Raw genomic sequence first — 16,516 nt, 5'->3', positions numbered from 1 at the left:
TCAGTACCCCTGCTTGGAGACCATGTGAGTGACTGGCACAGCTGGGCGGCCATCGCCGTCTTCGTCGGCACCTATGCCCTGATCATCAGCGAGAAGATCCACCGCGTCGCCGCCGCCCTCGGCGGCGCGGGGCTCATGCTGGCGGTCGGGGCCACCGACGACGTCTCGGCCTTCTACTCCGAGGACTCCGGCATCGACTGGAACGTCATCTTCCTGCTGGCCGGGATGATGATGATCGTCGGCGTGCTGAAGAAAACCGGCCTCTTCGAATACCTCGCCATCTGGGCGGTGAAGAAAGCCCGCGCGCGGCCGTTCCGCGTCATGGTCATGCTGATCGTCATCACGGCCATGACCTCCGCTCTGCTGGACAACGTCACCACCGTCCTGCTGATCGCCCCCGTCACCCTGCTGGTCTGCGAACGCCTCGCCCTGCCCGCGGCCCCGTTCCTCATCGCCGAGGTGCTGGCCTCCAACATCGGCGGCACCGCGACCCTCGTCGGCGACCCGCCGAACATCATCATCGCCAGCCGGGCCGGCCTGACCTTCAACGACTTCCTCGTCCACCTGGCCCCGCTGTCAGCCGTGCTGACACTCGTCCTCGTCCTGCTGTGCCGGCTGATGTTCCGCAAGACGTTCGTGTACGACGAGGACCGCGCCGCCGAGATCATGGAACTGGAGGAGAAGGAGGCCATCAAGAACCCCCGCCTCCTCATCCAGGGCCTCGTCGTCCTCGCCCTCGTCATCGCGGGCTTCGTCCTCCACCCCGTCCTGCACTACGAACCGTCCATCGTCGCCCTGCTCGGCGCCGGGCTGCTGATCGCCGTCTCTACTGTTGAGACCGGTGAAGTGCTGGCCGAGGTCGAATGGCCCACCCTCGCCTTCTTCGCCGGCCTCTTCATCATGATCGGCGGCCTCATCGACACCGGCGTCATCAAGCAGGTCTCCGATGCCCTCGCCGGCGCGGTCGGCGACAACGCGATGGGCGGCTCCCTGCTGCTGCTCGGTGCCTCCGGGGTCCTGTCCGGCGTCGTCGACAACATCCCGTACGTCGCCACCATGGCGCCTGTTACGAGCGATCTCGTCCACTCCTTGGGTGGCGGCAGCGACCACGTCATGTGGTGGGCTCTGGCGCTGGGGGCGGATCTGGGCGGCAACGCCACCGCCATCGGCGCATCCGCGAACGTCGTCGTCCTCGGCATCGCCGAACGCAACCGCCGGCCCATCTCCTTCTGGCAGTTCACGAAGTACGGCCTGATCGTCACCACAGCCACCCTCGCCATCTCCGCCGTCTACATCTGGCTGCGCTACTTCGCGCTTGCCTGACCGGGCGATGGGGCTTCGCCGGGGCACTTCAGCAGCCGAACAGTCCCAGCCGGCTGAGCACCCGTCGCGGTACGGCGGAGCCCTGGGCGCGTTCGAAGCCTTCAACGAAGGCGTCTGTGGCCTGTTCGACAGCGGCGGGGATCCCGTTCGGCCAAGGTGTCGGCATTGACGCCAACTGCCGGGCAAGTCCCCGGCCTGCCAACACCTGCATGCGGTGAACGGCAGCCGCCGTTCGTCGGCCTCCAAATGTTCGCGCACGAAGTCACCGGCAGCCCGAGGGCCGTGCTACGCGCTACGAACCACGGGTTCGATACCGAGGCGCAGGGGGCTCCGCGGTGCGTGCGACAACCGAAAGGCGCCGATGGTGTGATGCAGCGGATGCGCGGTGCCGGACGGGCCCGGAGTATGGGGACATGGACGAACGACGTGGAAGTGCCTCCTCGGCCCTGCAAGGCCGATCGCGAAGCAGCGGGCCCAGCCGTGCGGCCATGGACCGCGCTGACGTCCTCCTTGCGGAAGCGGGGCGGGCTGTCGTCTCGCAGGGCTCATATCTGATGACGCCGGACCGTCTGTCTCGCTGCCTCGGTGTGGGTGAGGAGTCATGGGGAAGGTTTGCCGCGCATTGGGGAGAACTGGCCCCGGATGCGTACGCCGCCCAGCAGGGCACGCGACGTCTGCGGCGTTATGGACACTTCTGCCTGACGCGACAGGGAAAGCTCACAGCGATGCCCCACGTCGCGTTCCTCCAGCCGGAGGACAGTAATCCGCTGTACGTGGCCACGGACCGCCATTTTGAGCCCCTGACGGAATCTTTCATGGCTGAGCCGATGCTGACTTCCCTGATCCGCATGCTCGGCCGAGTCGCCGCGCGGCTTGACGACGTGGACGAATGGAGCGTCAAAGTGCATCCGTTCAGGGTGGTGGCACGGGCCGGCCAGCTGGGCGAACCCGCCCCCGAGGGCTGTCACCGTGACGGGGTCACCCTGGTGACGTCCTTGCTGATCGGCCGGGAAAACGCGCTGGGAGGGACGAGCACGGTGTACGACACGGACGGAGACGAGTTGATGAGCACGACGCTCAGTGAGCCGGGCTCGCTCCTCCTCAGTGACGACCGCTCCACTTTGCACGGCGTATCGTCCATCCGCCCGTCGGTCACCGACCTCCCCGCTGTCCGGGACGTTCTGGTCACGACTCTCTCTCCTCGTTGACACGCGCGTGCGAGCCGCCGGCCGTCCTCAGGACGAGCCGGTCCACCACCGCGGTCGGGCCGCCCTCGCGCTTGTTCCACGCCCGCTGACGCCGCGCCCCGTCACCGCGGGCCGCCATGCGCGCGAAGAGCGTCGTGACCTCACTCAGGTCCCCGTGCCGCTCCAGCACCGGCCGCACGTGTTCCACAAGGGCTGCCGCGACGCCAGGCATCTGTTTCACCTGGCCTGTCAACGCGTCGAAACCGCCGCCGTCCCACCCGTCACGGGCGGCACGCCAGCAGGCCGCCCTCAGTACCTCGCCGCTCCAGCGAGGGCCTGGGTCGCCGCCCACAGCCTGCTCCGCGGCGGTGACGACCAAGGCGCGCAGCAGCACGGCGACGGCAACGGTGTCGTCGACGTCCTGGAGCACGTCCATGGACCGGATCTCCAGCGTGGGCCAGTTCGGATTGGGCCGCAGGTCCCAAAAAGGCATGTCGGGTTCCAGCATCGCCTCCGTATCGGCGATCACCTGCGCCAGCCGGTCATGCTCCCGCAGCGACTGCGCGTACGGAGGCGGCCCCAGACACGGAAAACGGCTCCTGATGACCGAGCGCCAGCTCGCATAACCGGTGTCACGCCCCTGATGGAACGGCGAGTTGGCGCTCAGCGCGATGAAGAACGGCAACCATGGCCGTACGTGGTTGCCGGTAAGGACGGCGAGTTCACGGTCGGGGAGGTGGACGTGCACATGGAGCGCGCTGATGGTGAAGTCGTCCATCATGGCGCGGTACTGGTCCCGGCCGGCCTGGTAGCGCGGATGACTGCCCACTCGCGCCGCGCTTGCGTCGCCCAGCACCGGGGTCCCGGAGGCGCACAGTGCGTAGCCTTCAGCGTCCGCCGCCGACACGAGCGCCTCCCGCACCCGCCGCAGCGCCCGGCGCAGCTCGCCCGCTGTCCGGCACGGTGGGGTGCGCCCCTCGACCTGACACTGGGCGAACTCCCCCTCCGCGAGGTCTCCGACCTCGGCTCGGGCACGCGCCGTCACCGCGGGCCCGCCGGAAACGACGGAACGGGTACGGGGGTCGACGAGAAAGAACTCCTCCTCGACGCCGATCGTGGGGATGCTGCCGGGGTCCGTACCGGGAGAAGCGGGACAACGCTCGATTGCCATGGGCCCAGCATTACGGAAGTCCTCCGCCGTGTCGCCCGCACCCGGAATCCATTGACCGTGCAACGACCGGGACCCACGGTCCTTCGCCGCCATCAGCCGCTTACCCGTCCTCGTCGCTGCGCAGGACGCCCCAGCGATGCCTGCGGCCGGGCGTGGTCGCGGCCGACCAGAAGGTTGCCGCCCAGCCGTCGGTCACTGCACAGGTACGCCACCCCGTCAGCACCGCAGTGCTGGCCCCTGTTTGATGGACCACCGGAAGGCCGGCCTCGTCGGCCCGGACGAGTGGTAGGCCCACTCCGCCGCGGACCTCGTGGCCGCCGTCGACAGCCGGGCGCACCTGCCGCCCGGACTATGTACGGACCTGTGGTTCGCTCTGTGGTCCGGTCCCCATGTTCCGGATGTGCTCAAGTGCTGCGTCCAGAAGTTCACCAATGTCGTGCAGGCCGCGGCCGGCGGCGGTGGCCAGATAGGCGGGGTGCCGGGCGAGTGGGGTGAGAACGGCGTGGCCCCTGCCGGGATCGTCGCCGAAGAGGACCGGCGGGTGGTCGGTGGCCAGACAGGGATCGACGACGAGGAGTTGACCAGTTGCGCGGTATCCGCCGAGTACGGCGGGACCGTCCCAGGCAGGTGCCGTCCCGCCATAGGAGGCATGCTGGTCAAGGACGGGCCGGCCGTCCCGATGCACGGTCAGGCGGGTGGTGAGGTGGCCGGGGGGTTCGGGGATGCGGCCGAGAAGTTGCTCTTCGCGCACGATGACGGCGGCGGTCGGTGCGAGGTCGACGGTGCAGGTCTGGTGGAGGGTGCTGCCCTGGGTACTGATCAGGGGTTTCGGCAGCCACGTCAGCATGGCCTGGTCGGCGACGGCAAGACGGACGTCGTAGGTGGCGGGCGCGGCGGTGGCGCCGGGCAGCGCGATGGTGGCGGCCGACGTGGTCACCTCCAGCTTGGCGTGTTCCTCGACGGTGATGTCGAGGGCGAGTCGGTCTCCGCCGAGAGGTGCGCACATCGAGCTGAGCACGCTGATCCGGGCCCACCCGCCGTGGGATCGTTTCTGGTTCAGGTGGAAGGGACCGCCGTTGCGCCGGACGGGGACGGTGGTGGCGGAGCCGTCGTGGGCCGCCCTGATGAAGGCGGTGGCCTCGACTCCGGAGAGTTCGGGGTCCGTCGCGTGCGCCCACCCGACGCCGGGCGCCTCGTCCGTCCGCCCGCTGTCCGTCTCGCTTCCTGCGACGACCGGCGCCGGCGTGGGCTGTTCCGTCGTGGATGCCGGTCGCGTACGTGGTGCGGCGGCTGTCATACGGCGACCTCGGCACACCACTGGGACAGGCAGCCGTTGACCCAGTCGACGATCGGCTGGATACCGTCGTCCGAAGCCAGGCTGGTGAAGACGACGGGGAGGTCGCCGCGTTGCTTGCTCGCGTCGGCGGCCATGGTCTCCAGGTCCGCGCCGACGTACGGAGCGAGGTCGGTCTTGTTGACGACGAGGAGGTCCGCAGTGGTGATGCCGGGGCCGCCCTTGCGGGGGATGTCGTCACCGCTGGAGACGTCGATGACGAACACCTGATGGTCGATGAGGCCCTTGGAGAAGGTGGCGGTGAGGTTGTCGCCACCGGACTCGATGAGGATCAGATCCAGGGCGGGCAGCGTCTCCTCCAGCTGTTCGACCGCTTCGAGGTTGGCGGAGATGTCGTCGCGGATCGCGGTGTGCGGGCAGGCGCCGGTCTCGACGGCGGTGATGCGCTCGGGCGGCAGTACGGCTTCGCGGAGCAGGAACTCGGCGTCCTCGCGGGTGTAGATGTCGTTGGTGACGACCGCGATCGACAGCCGGTCGCGCAGGGCGCGGCACAGTGCGGCGACGGTGGCGGTCTTGCCGGACCCGACGGGCCCGCCGAGGCCGATGCGCAGTGCGCGACGGCCACCGTCGGGACGCAGTGCCTCGGCGCTGGGAGTGTGGTGGTGCGGCAGGGTCGTGTCGTGGTCGAGGTGCATGGCGTTCTCCGAACGGTGTGGGGGTCAGGAAGCGAAGAGCCGCTGGGGCCAGGCGGCGTGCTGTTCGCCGGTGATGTCAAGCAGCGGCGAGGACGCGGCAGGCAGCACCCCGACGCCTTCCGCATCGATCCGCGCTGCCGCTTCGGCGGCGGCGTGGGCGACGTCGTCGAGTTCGCCGGCGAGCCGGGCGAGCAGGGCGGTCGCGTCGAACGGGTTGAGGCTCAGCAGACGCACTGCCGCCGTTGCCGGTCCGCCGACGCTCTCGTACGCGGCGCACTGGGCGGCATCGAGCGGGGTCAGGCCCGCGGCGCGGGCGGCGACGCCCAGGACCACGGGCTGGTGTGCGCCCTGCGGCAGACGGCGGGCGAGCTGGTCGAGTTCGGGGCAGGGCCAGGCGGCGTGGGCGGCACGCAGCATCTGTCGGCCCAGCTTGCGGGCGACCTGCCGCAGCGCGGGGACGGGGGTGCGGGCGTCGGCGGCCTCGTCCAGCGCCATCGGGTCGTATCCGGTGGCGGCCGCGGCGGCGAGGCCGGCCGCGGACAGCCCGGCGGTGTGCAGGCGGCCCCGGCAGAACGCCTCCAGGCTCGCGGCGTCGTGGACGCCGCGTGAGGCGACCGCGGCCTCCACACCCCCGGAGTGGGCGTGCCCGCCGGCGGGAAAGCGGCCGTCGGCCAGAATGAGCAGAGCGGCATGGCTCATGGGAGCGGTGGCCTGCCTTTCGCAGGTACGGAGGTCGGATGGACGGACTTGCCGGGCAGCCGGCCCGGCGGCGGTGGGCCGCCGGGCCGGCTGCCGCGCTCAGAAGAGGAAGTACTTCTGTGCCATCGGCAGTTCGGTCTCGTAGAGACCATCGCCCTGGGGCGGGCTCTTGGCCGGCGCCGCGGCCGGGGTCGGATGGTTTTTGGCGTCGAACATCAGGTCGCCTTCCACCTCGGCGACGGCATCCCTGGTCGTGCCCCGGTGCGCGCCCGGCGCGTTGGGCGGGACATCGCCTGCCTTCGTTCCGGGCGAGCGCGAGTACGTTCCGCCACCCTCACCGATGGTGATCTGGAACTTGGAGGGGTCGATCGTGATCTCCGGTGACACATCGTTGTGGATCATGTCCACCTTGGTCACACCGCGCGTGGACGTGATCACCTTCACGTCCTTGGTCAGCGCGTAGTCCTTCTTGATGTCGTTGGCCTTGGGCACGACGAAGTTGAAGGAGTTGCCTCCCGGAGCCGTGCCGCACGATCCCCACACCGGGCGGGGCAGGTACGGCTGCGGGGTCGGGATCGACGCGTTCGCGTCACCGAGCTGCGCGTAGGCGATCTGCCCGCCCTTGATGATCATGTGTGGCTTGACGCCGAAGAACTTCGGCTCCCACAGCACCAGATCCGCGACCTTGAGCTCACCTGCGCCGGGGGCCGGGACCTCGATGGAGCCGACGTACTTGTCGATGCCGTGAGCGATGGCCGGGTTGATCGTGTACTTGGCGATGTAACGCTTGACGCGGAAGTTGTCGCTGCCGTGGGCGGCGTCTTCCGGCAGGGGGCCGTGGCGCTTCTTCATGACGTGTGCGGTCTGCCAGGTCCGCGTGACCATCTCGCCGATACGCCCCATCGCCTGCGAGTCGGACGACATCATCGAGATGGCACCCATGTCATGCAGCAGGTCCTCGGCGGCCATGGTGGAGGGCCGGATACGCGAGTCCGCGTACGCCTCGTCCGCCTCGACCTTGAGGTTGAGATGATGGCAGACGACCATCATGTACATGTGCTCAGCAACGGTGTTGACCGTCAGGGGCCGGGTCGGGTTGGTCGACGCGGGCAGCACATTCGTGTACTTCCTGATCACGCCCGGGCGGAGCGTTTCCTTTCCGGCCAGCTTCATGATGTCCGGTGCGTGGCCGCCGCCGGCGCCTTCGACATGGAAGACGTGGATGCTCCGGGGCTTGTCATCGGTGCCCTTGGTCGCCTCGAACGTGTCCTCGACGAACCCGGACTCGTTCATCGAGTCGGCGTGCAGGGCGACTTGAGCACCGTGGGTGTCACAGACATCCAGCGCCGTCCTGATGGCCGCGGGGGTGGCTCCCCAGTCCTCGTGGACCTTGATGCCGATGGCGCCGGCCTCGATCTGCGCTTCCAGCGCCTTGTGGTTGATCGTGCCGCCCTTGGCGAACAGGCCGATGTTGACCGGATAGGCGTCCAGCGCCTTGAAGGTCTGCTCCAGGTGCCACCAGCCCGGCGTCATCGTGGTGGCCCTGCTGCCGTCCGCGGGACCGGTACCACCACCGATGAGCGTGGTCACACCCGATGCGAGTGCCTCGTGGATCTGCCCAGGCCCCAGGAAATGCACATGGGTGTCGATGCCACCGGCGGTGAGGATCTTTCCGTTCCCGGAGATCGCCTCGGTGTCCGGCCCCACCACAAAGTTCGAGGCATACGGCCGGGTCGAAGTCTGAGCCTTCGGCGACATCGTTTCCGGGTTGTACGCCTGGCCGATGGCTTTGATCACCCCGCCGCGCAGGCCGACGTCCGCCTTCACCACGCCCCAGTGGTCAATGATCAGCGCACCGGTGATCACCGTGTCCATCGGTTCTTCGCCCGGCTGCGTGTCGGGGTCGTTGTCCCGTGCACGGTGCGACATGCCCATCGACTCGCGCATGACCTTGCCGCCACCGAACAGCATCTCGTCGCCACTGCGCCCCGGCCCGCCGCACCAGTCCTCCTCGATCTCGACGACGAGGTCGGTGTCGGCAAGGCGGACCTTGTCACCGGTCGTCGGACCGTACAGCGTGGCGTAGTCCTCCCGCTTCAGCGGCACCGGGGGGCGAACGGTGAAACTCGGACCCGGCGGCTGCGAAGCGACCACGGAGGCTCGCTGGTTGGGGGGAGTACCCATCGTCACACCGTCCCGTTCGATGAGGCCGGGGCCGTTCCGCCGGACGAGGCCGGGGCCGTCCCGCTCGATGAGGCCAAGGCTGTCCAATTCGGGCCGGTCTTGCCGGCCTTGAGGCCCTTCACCTGTCCCAGCCCCCGGATGGGCACCACCCACACCTCACGCTCGGCGCCGGGCTCGAACCGCTCCGACGTACCGGCTGCGATGTGCAGCCGCTTGCCCGTCATGACAGCCGGCGTGGAGGACGCCCGGCCATTCACGTCCGTGTAGAAGCCGAGCTGCGGGTTGACGTCTTCCAAGTGGAAGTGGGAGCCCACCTGGATCGGGCGATCCGCGCTGTTTCGCGCCCACAGCTTGTCCCCGCCAGGGAAGTTGCCGCTCGGGTCCAGGTTGTACGACACCCGGTTCGGGCTGTAAGGCGGCCGGTCCCGGTCGTCGTCATCCTTGAGGAGTTCGTACTGGCCCGGGTACACCAGCGCCTTGTCTTCTCCGAACGGCTGCGGGATGGTCACCAGCTTGGTGCCGTCCTTGAACGTCGCCTCGATCTGCACATCGCCGATCATTTCCCGCACGCCCGGCATGAGGTTGATGGTCGGCCTGGGCGCCGTGGTCGCCGCCGGGGATGCCGCGGTTGGCGAACCCAGCGTCGTCTGCGTGGCCGCCTTGGTCGTCGTCCCCGGAATGTTCGTCGTCTTCGGCAAAGCGAGGGGGTTCCTGAGGTCCGTGTGGCGCTGTTCGATTGCCTCTGCCACGTCGCTCAGACTGGTATCCATGAGCTCAGCGACCGTCTTGGTGCCGTGGCGCGCCTCCTCCAGGACGTAGGCGGAGAACAGCGCCATGACTTCCGGGTAATTCAGCTCAAGAGTGGGCTCCCGAATGAGGCGTCGCTCGACCAGATCGGCCGCGAGACGAATCATGAGACGCTCCTGCTCATGCGGCGTCAGATGCATACGGTGCCTCCTTCCTGTGGTTCCGGCGTGACGTGTGTGGCGAACGCATGCGAGGGGACTGCCGCGAACGCCGCACACTGCTCCAACGAGCGCGACAGAAAAGGAAACGGAGGCAGCCCTTCCAGTCGCCTATCGAGTGAACCAAGATCGGTGAAGTGAATCGGCGTCGTCACTCCGCAGGGTCACGCAGTGCCCTTCACAACCAATGTGTCGGTACATGAGACCCGGCAGACGGGCGCGGGGGCGGAGCCCACTCCCCCGCCGGCCCTGCCTCGCCACAGCTACCTGGCCGTGAGGCAAGGGAGCCGAGCCGTCGTCGCCGGGACCTGCGACGGACCTGGCCCAGCCGGCGACGGGCCCCGGGCCGTCCCCTGTCGGCCTCTGACTGCCCTTCCGCATCACCGGAGCCGTGGGTCCGGGGCTGGTACACCGGGCCGGTACGGGGCGCACAGTGCCCGCCAGGACACCATGCGGCGGTGGGCCAAGGTGCGCGACGGCGTGAACGACGCGATGGATCCTCGTCCGGTTCGGCACGTCACCGGTGCTTCGAGGCGGCCCCAGGAGGGTGTCCACCGACGGGCGGCGGCACGCGTTTGTCGGTGCGCGGTCCCGCTTGTGGTCCGACGCTCACGTGGAACGAGTCATGGTGAAAGAGCGGGACATCATCCGCCACCACGCCGACAACCTCCCCGTCGACGAGACCCTTCGCCGCCTCATGCACAACGTCATGGACCACCACCAGGGACGGCTGGAGGACGATGCCACCTTCCTTGTTCCGCGAAGGGCACCAACCGGCCCCCTTGCCGAGATGAACAGAGGTGGTATCGCCCCCGGCGGCCGAAGCCCGGCCGGGCCTCGCGGGTGAAGTCGCCCATCGGCCACGCGCCACAGGCAACCGGGTTCGCGAGGTGTCCACCGGAAAACGCCAATGTTGCCGTCGGGCTTCACATCAGCGCCGGCCGCAAAGACGGCGACCGTTTCCTTGTGGCCCATCGGGTGGGCACCCACAGTTGCACAGAGCTGCCACGACCAGGTGCCCCAGCGGGCTTCGTTCCGCTCATGCCGGCGGCCGGTCACCTCAGGTCCTTCCGTCGACGTGCCCGACCCCCGAGCCGGTCCGTGGGCTCGGGGGTCGGAGGGAGCGGGAAGGGGGAAGCGGGAAGGGGGCGTCAGGCGGCCATGCGGGAGGGGGGCGTCGCCGCCCAGCGGGCCAGGGTTTCCTGGGCGTCCTCCTCCGTCAGTTCGGCGAGGAGTGCGGAGGCGTCCGCGCCGGCGACTCTGCGTACGGGGCTGCAACCACGGGTGATCATCACGGAGCCGTCGCGGCTCTCGTGGTAGCCGAGACTGGGGATGCGAGCCATCGTCACTGTCCTTTCGACGGGGTGAGTTCGGGGACCGCGGGTGCGCGGGACGGTACGTGCGCCGCTTCGGTGCCGCGGCCGAAACAGGTGAGCAGCGGGCCCGCCATGGCGGTGGTGACCAGCGCCATCAGGACCATGACGGTGAACAACTGGGCGCCGATCAGGCCGAGTTGGAGGCCGATGCCGAGGATGACGATCTCCGTGAGGCCCCGGGTGTTCATCAGCGTGCCGAACACCGCGGCCTCCCGCCAGCCGATCCCGGTCAGCCGGGCCGGTACGGCCGCCCCCGCGAACTTGCCGGCCACGGCCACGACGAGGACGAGGGCGAGGACTTCGAAGCCGGAACGTCCGAGGCCGTTGATGTTCGTGGACAGGCCGGTGAGGGCGAAGAAGGCGGGCAGGAGCAGGGCGGAGGCCCGCTCCAGCGGCTGCGCGATCCGCTCCTCAAGGGCGCTCTCGCCGCGCGGCATGACCAGGCCGAAGGCGAACGCCCCGAATATGCCGTGCACGCCGATCCAGGACGTCGCGTAGGAGGACAGGAGTACGCCGGAGACGATCAGGGCGAGCGGCGTGCCCCCACTCCTCCAGGCGGCGGAGTTCCGCAGCAGCCGGCGCAGGAGGGGCCGTACGACGAAGATCATCGCGGCGCCGTAGGCCACGGTGTAGGCGATGACGGCGGCGAAACCGCCGGGGCCGCGGGCGTCCGCGAGGGCCACCACCAGGACCAGCACACACCAGGCGACCACGTCGCCGGCCGCCGCGCAGGCCATGGCCAGCACCCCGACATGGGTCCGGGTGAGCCCGCGGTCCCGGATGATGCGGGTGAGGACCGGGAACGCGGTGATCGAGAACGCAGTGGCCATGAAGAGCGCGAACATGCCGGTGCCGACGCCCTTGGGGGCCTGCGAATCGTGCAGGAGCGCGGCCGCCCCGCCACCGAGGACGAACGGCACCGCCATGGCCAGGACGGAGATGGTGCCCACCGCCCGGCCCCGGCCGCGCAGTCTGCGCGGGTCGAGCTCCCAGCCCGCCAGGAACATGAAGAGGGCGAGGCCGAGTTGGGCCAGGACGGAGAGGGCCGGCCGGGCTTCGGCCGGGAAGAAACGCGCGGGCAGGTTCCCCGGCAGCAGGCCGAGCAGGCTGGGGCCGAGCATCAGTCCGGCGGCGATCTCCACCACCACGGGGGGCTGCCGCAGTCGGCGTACGAGATGGACGAGTGTGGCACCCACCGTCAGGATGACCGCCAGGTCGGCGAGGACGACCGCCTCCGGCGGCAGGGCGTTGTGCGCGGACATCGGGCTCCTCAGATCACGACGCGGGCGGCAGCCGAGTCACGGGTGGCGCGCGACTTGCGCAGGTCACGGGTGACGATGGCCTTCTGCAGCCAGCGGTCCGTGCCGTCGTAGCGGGCGGTGAAGGCCCTACGGCCGTGCACGGCGAGGTAGTTGTCGACGACGAGCAGGGTGCCCGCCTCGACGACGACGTCCTGCTGGACCCGCTCCAGCTCCACCACCAGTTCCTTCAACGCCTGTTCGGCGCCGGTGTCGCCCTCGACGCAGCGCATGAAGAACGGGTCGATGCGCAGATAGGGCGAGTCGGCGGCGCCGAAGAGCACGGCGACCGGCTCGGGCGTCTCGCGCATGGCGCGCATCCGGGCGAGGCCCGAGTGGTCGGGCTGCTGGGCGGCGAGCTGCCGCAGGTGCTCGTCGTCGGGGAGGATGTGGAAGCGCGGCTCGAACAGCGCCCTGCGGCTCTCCTCCGATATCCGCACGTCCCGCACGGAGGAGAGCGTCGTCGGCACCCGGTCGTGGTTGCGCACCCCGAACAGGGCCAGGTAGTCGCAGCGGGCGGGGTGGAAGCCGTCCTCGGTGTGCCACTCCAGCAGGACGTCGCTGCCGTGGCCGCTCTGTTCGCTCTCGTCGCCGGCGATCGGCAGCACGTGGTGGATCATCCGGCCGGCCTGCAGGGTGGGCCAGCTGAACACCTCCCCCAGGCACTTGGCGATCAGCGCGAGGAACAGCTGCTCCCGGTGCGAGCGGCGGGAGGCCGCGGCGGCGGCCCAGGTGCCGGGGGTCGGGCCCACCGCGTCGTCGTCGACGGGGAAGCCGCGGATCAGGATGGCGGCGGCCGGGTCCTCACGCCGGAAGTCCTCAAGGAAACGCCTGAGCCCGATCGGGACGCGCGGGATGAATTCCCAGACCCGGTCGTGGAACTCGGACTCCCCGGGATCACATCCGGTTTCCTGCAATTTGACGATCACCATTTCCAGGCGAACCGTCTCTTCGAAAGACAGGTCATAGGTCAGTACGCCAGGGTATTCGGACACGAAAGACGCCTCTCCGAAGAAGGGAAACGCAGGCTGACACCAAAACAATGTGCCAGTGCCCGGAACCCGTCTCAAGACGTTGCGTCCGGCAGCAAAGTGCCGTGGCTTCAAGTGGCCACTTCAGAAGGCCTTGCGGTGGCCTTTGCCACGCTTTCGCTCGTACATCTCCCGGCCCGCCGCCTCGCGCCGCCGCCATTCCCGGGCCCGCTCGGCGCGCAGCCGGGCGTCGGTGCGGGAGGCGATCCAGGCGCTCTCCCGCAGCAGCTTGCGGTAGCTCTCGAAGCGGCGGTGCGAGAGGGTGCCGTCGTCCACTGCGGCGAGGACCGCGCAGCCCGGTTCGGCGTGGTGCTCGCAGTCGTGGAAGCGGCAGTGGGCCGCCAGCTCCTCGATCTCGGCGAACACCTGGGACAAGCCCTCGTCGGCCTCCCAGAGGCCGACGCCGCGCAGGCCCGGGGTGTCGACGATGAGTCCGCCGCCGGGCAGCGGCAGCAGCTCGCGGGCGGTGGTGGTGTGCCGGCCCTTGCCGTCGTTGCCGCGCACCGCGCCACTGGTCTGCACCTCGGCGCCGAGCAGCGCGTTGACGAGCGTCGACTTGCCGACACCGGACTGGCCGAGCAACACGGCGGTGCCACCGGCGAGTTCGGCGGCGAGCGCCTGCACCCCCTCGCCGGTGACGGCGCTGACGGGCAGCACGGGAACGCCGGGCGCGGCCGCCTCGACGTCGTGCACCAGATGGGTGCTGTCGGGCACCAGGTCGGTCTTGGTGAGCGCGACCAGCGGGCGGGAGCCGCTGGACCAGGCGAGCGACAGGAACCGCTCCAGACGGCCGAGGTCGAGCTCGACGGCGAGCGACACGACCACGACGGCGTGGTCGGTGTTGGCCGCGAGCACCTGCCCCTCGGACCGCGCCGAGGAGGTGGAGCGCAGGAACCGGGTACGGCGCGGCAGCAGCGCCCGCACCACGGGCCCGCCGGGCGTGTCCGGTTCCACCGCGGCCCAGTCGCCGGTGCACATGACGGCACCCGGGTCCCCGCCGGTGCGGGCGGGCCGGGTGTCGGCGTGCACGATGACCGTGCCGTCCGGGCCGGCGTCGGCCGGCCCGACCGCCAGCACCACCTCGCACCGGCCGCGGTCCACGCGGGCGACCCGTCCCGGCGCCAGCCCATCGGCGGCGTACGGGGCGAACACGGCGGCCCACCCCGCGTCCCAGCCGTAGGCCGTGAGCGGATCGGGGGCCGGCTGCGGGGTGCGGTCCGGCGCCGGGGTGTCACTGGTCAACTGCGTTGCTCCCTAGGGATGTTCTACGGGCGTCCTCAGGCGGCCGGGCGCGGCGCTTCGGCCCCGTCCCCTCCATCCTGCGCCTTGTCGGTGCCCGGCCGCCTGTCCTTTACGGCCGTTCCGGCGCCCTCTCCCCACTGCCGCGGGTCCCGCCAGGACTCGTCCCACCAGGGGATGTGCTGGTCGATCGGGTCGATGGGCATGACCGCCTTGAACATGTCGTTGCGTACGTTCGCCAGCTCGGCGTCGTACGGCTTGCCGGCGGCGGTGAAGGCGCGGTGGATGCGTTCCCGGCGCCGGTCGATGGCCGCCGCGTTCCGTTCGAAGGTGCTGGCGGGCTGGAGCAGGACGTAGGTGCGCGGGTCGCCGTGGGTGTGGCGGGGCGAGTGCTCCGGGTAGCAGGGCGCGAAGGAGACCACGAAGAACTGCTCCCCCTCGATCATCGCGTACCACGTCTCGTCGGGGTGGGGGTCGTCCTGGATGTAGACGCTCGGGTAGAGCTCATCGAGGGTCGTGTAGAAACGGCGGGTGAGGTCGACCAGGGCGTCCAGGGTGTTTCCGGCCGAGGGGTCCTCGAAGGTGATGACCATGCCGTCGTACGCCTTCTCCCGGGCGGTGCGGAAGAATTCCGCGATGACGTCCCTGTGCTCGTGCAGTTCCTTTTCGAATTCTCCGGTCCTGATGGTGGCGGGCGGCCCCATTTTCGGTGCCCGGGCGAACGGGCAGTAGGTACGCTCGGCGATCTCGGCGAAACTCATACTTCACTCACTGCCTTCCCGGCTTGTGCGTTGGCGGGCACGGCCGATGCCGCCGCCCGGCAGCCGATGACGTAGAACCACCAGCCGGCGATCACGATGGCGACGAGCGTGTAGAACATGACCGCCGGGGCGAAGTGCTGGAGCAGGAAACCGCAGACGACCGGGCCGACCGCCACCCCGACGTGGACGAGGTTCTGGGCGCCGAAGTAGCTGCCGCGCAGCCCGTCCGGTGCGATGGAGTCGATGAACATGTACTCGGCGGGCACCACGATCACCTCGCCGAGGGTGAACAGGGCGACGGCGGCGACCAGCAGCCCCGCCTGGGTCGACAGCGACATGGCGACCAGGCCGACCACGAAGGCGCCGGTGCCCCAGGTCAGCCAGCGCATCAGGGTGTTGTCCTTGAGCCGGCTGCCCACCAGGTACTGGGTGGAGATCACCACGATCGCGTTGGCCGCCGAGATGTAGGCGACCAGCTGGTAGGCGGTGTCGCGGCTCTCCACCAGGACCAGGTACTGGGACATGAAGGTCAGCAGCGGGCCGTAGACCACGATGCTGAAGATGCCGCCCAGGGTGAACCACGTCAGCGCGCGGTCGCCCCGCATCACCTTCAGCACCGCGCGGAAGGACTCCGCGGACTTGTCCGAGTCCGACGCGGCCGAGGAGTCCGCGGAACTCTCCGGCTCCGCGGGCTCCTTCGCCGTGGAGACCACGAAGTGGCGGCGGAAGACGATCAGCGGGAGGAGCGCGGCGACGATGACGGCCGCCGCCAGCAGGAACGGCCCGCCACTGCTCGCGGCGACGGACGCAACGCCAAGGAACGGGCCCACGGCGGCGCCGATGTTCTGTAGCGAGTACCGCAACGAGAACACCTTCGCCCGGTGCTCCGCGGGCACCAGTTCGGCGAGCAGCGCGTTGGCGGTGACGCCCATGGAGGAGGAGGCGGTGTTCGCCACCAGGAGCATGGCCAGCACCGCGATCGGCTGGTGGACGGCCGGCAGCGCGAGGTAGACGAGGACGAGCACGCCGTCCAGGGCGATCATCAGGTCCAGCTTGGTGAACCGGTCGGCGAGATAGCCGCCGTAGACGCTGGCGACGGTCCCCACCAGGAGGCAGGCGCCCAGGACGTAGCCGATGGTCGCGCCGTTCATGCCGACCGAGTCGTGCAGGAAGATCGGCATGTAGGCCAGGATGGCGAAGAAGCTCAGTGAGCGGGCCGTGGCGCACAGCAGCAGGATGCGAACGGCGGGCGGCAGGCCTCGCACCATCGTCAGCAAATCCTTCATGAGAGGC

At 69.6% G+C, this 16,516-nt stretch carries 14 protein-coding genes; 2 read left to right on the top strand and 12 right to left on the bottom strand.

The window, feature by feature from the left end; all coding sequences use genetic code 11:
• Positions 1-24 precede the first annotated feature (24 nt).
• Together ACGFW5_RS09440 and ACGFW5_RS09435 are read left to right on the top strand one after the other, a co-directional pair.
• A complete protein-coding gene (locus tag ACGFW5_RS09440) occupies positions 25-1,323 on the top strand; it encodes an SLC13 family permease (protein WP_393833587.1) in 1,299 nt (432 codons plus the stop codon).
• Between the two features lie 488 nt (positions 1,324-1,811).
• Entirely contained in the window at positions 1,812-2,531 is a 720-nt protein-coding gene (locus ACGFW5_RS09435) for a 2OG-Fe dioxygenase family protein (RefSeq protein ID WP_393833586.1), read from the top strand.
• Here ACGFW5_RS09435 and ACGFW5_RS09430 read toward each other — a convergent pair.
• The 12 genes from ACGFW5_RS09430 to ACGFW5_RS09375 all read right to left on the bottom strand — a co-directional run bounded on the left by ACGFW5_RS09430 (position 2,509) and on the right by ACGFW5_RS09375 (position 16,509).
• Positions 2,509-3,681, bottom strand: coding sequence for a glutamate--cysteine ligase (locus ACGFW5_RS09430; protein ID WP_393833585.1), 1,173 nt, complete (start codon positions 3,679-3,681; stop codon positions 2,509-2,511). The two genes, ACGFW5_RS09435 and ACGFW5_RS09430, sit on opposite strands and share 23 nt — an antisense overlap.
• 349 nt (positions 3,682-4,030) lie before the next feature.
• Positions 4,031-4,978: an urease accessory protein UreD gene (locus ACGFW5_RS09425; RefSeq protein ID WP_393833584.1), complete on the bottom strand. Its 948-nt coding sequence runs from the start codon at positions 4,976-4,978 to the stop codon at positions 4,031-4,033.
• On the bottom strand, positions 4,975-5,670 hold the full coding sequence (gene ureG / locus ACGFW5_RS09420) for an urease accessory protein UreG (protein ID WP_393833583.1): 696 nt from the start codon (positions 5,668-5,670) through the stop codon (positions 4,975-4,977). The genes ACGFW5_RS09425 and ureG overlap by 4 nt, the downstream gene beginning before the upstream one ends.
• A 24-nt stretch (positions 5,671-5,694) precedes the next feature.
• A complete protein-coding gene (locus ACGFW5_RS09415) occupies positions 5,695-6,369 on the bottom strand; it encodes an urease accessory protein UreF (protein ID WP_393833582.1) in 675 nt (224 codons plus the stop codon).
• A gap of 99 nt (positions 6,370-6,468) precedes the next feature.
• Positions 6,469-8,553, bottom strand: a complete 2,085-nt coding sequence (ureC, locus tag ACGFW5_RS09410) for an urease subunit alpha (RefSeq protein WP_393833581.1) — start codon at positions 8,551-8,553, stop codon at positions 6,469-6,471.
• A 2-nt stretch (positions 8,554-8,555) separates the two neighbouring features.
• Complete coding sequence (locus ACGFW5_RS09405) at positions 8,556-9,500, bottom strand: urease subunit gamma (RefSeq protein WP_393833580.1); 945 nt, start codon at positions 9,498-9,500, stop codon at positions 8,556-8,558.
• Positions 9,501-10,669: 1,169 nt separating this feature from the next.
• The gene (locus ACGFW5_RS09400; protein ID WP_393833579.1) at positions 10,670-10,861 is read right to left on the bottom strand and encodes a hypothetical protein; all 192 of its coding nucleotides are present in this window, start codon (positions 10,859-10,861) and stop codon (positions 10,670-10,672) included.
• A gap of 2 nt (positions 10,862-10,863) precedes the next feature.
• Positions 10,864-12,156 carry a cation:proton antiporter gene (locus ACGFW5_RS09395; protein ID WP_393833578.1) on the bottom strand — a complete coding sequence of 431 codons (1,293 nt, stop codon included), beginning with the start codon at positions 12,154-12,156 and terminating at the stop codon, positions 10,864-10,866.
• 8 nt (positions 12,157-12,164) lie between these two features.
• On the bottom strand, positions 12,165-13,187 hold the full coding sequence (gntD, locus tag ACGFW5_RS09390; RefSeq protein ID WP_393833577.1) for a guanitoxin biosynthesis L-enduracididine beta-hydroxylase GntD: 1,023 nt from the start codon (positions 13,185-13,187) through the stop codon (positions 12,165-12,167).
• Between the two features lie 120 nt (positions 13,188-13,307).
• Positions 13,308-14,465 (bottom strand): ribosome small subunit-dependent GTPase A, encoded by a 1,158-nt coding sequence (gene rsgA / locus ACGFW5_RS09385; protein ID WP_393833576.1) that lies wholly within the window; start codon positions 14,463-14,465, stop codon positions 13,308-13,310.
• Positions 14,466-14,500: 35 nt separating this feature from the next.
• A complete protein-coding gene (locus tag ACGFW5_RS09380) occupies positions 14,501-15,223 on the bottom strand; it encodes a YqcI/YcgG family protein (RefSeq protein WP_393833575.1) in 723 nt (240 codons plus the stop codon).
• Complete coding sequence (locus ACGFW5_RS09375) at positions 15,220-16,509, bottom strand: MFS transporter (RefSeq protein ID WP_393833574.1); 1,290 nt, start codon at positions 16,507-16,509, stop codon at positions 15,220-15,222. The genes ACGFW5_RS09380 and ACGFW5_RS09375 overlap by 4 nt, the downstream gene beginning before the upstream one ends.
• Between the last annotated feature and the right edge of the window lie 7 nt (positions 16,510-16,516).

This window comes from Streptomyces sp. NPDC048416 (genome assembly GCF_043200435.1).
GTDB lineage: Bacteria > Actinomycetota > Actinomycetes > Streptomycetales > Streptomycetaceae > Streptomyces.
Note: the sequence above shows the minus strand (reverse complement) of the source record. Positions and strands in the feature narration are given on the sequence as shown.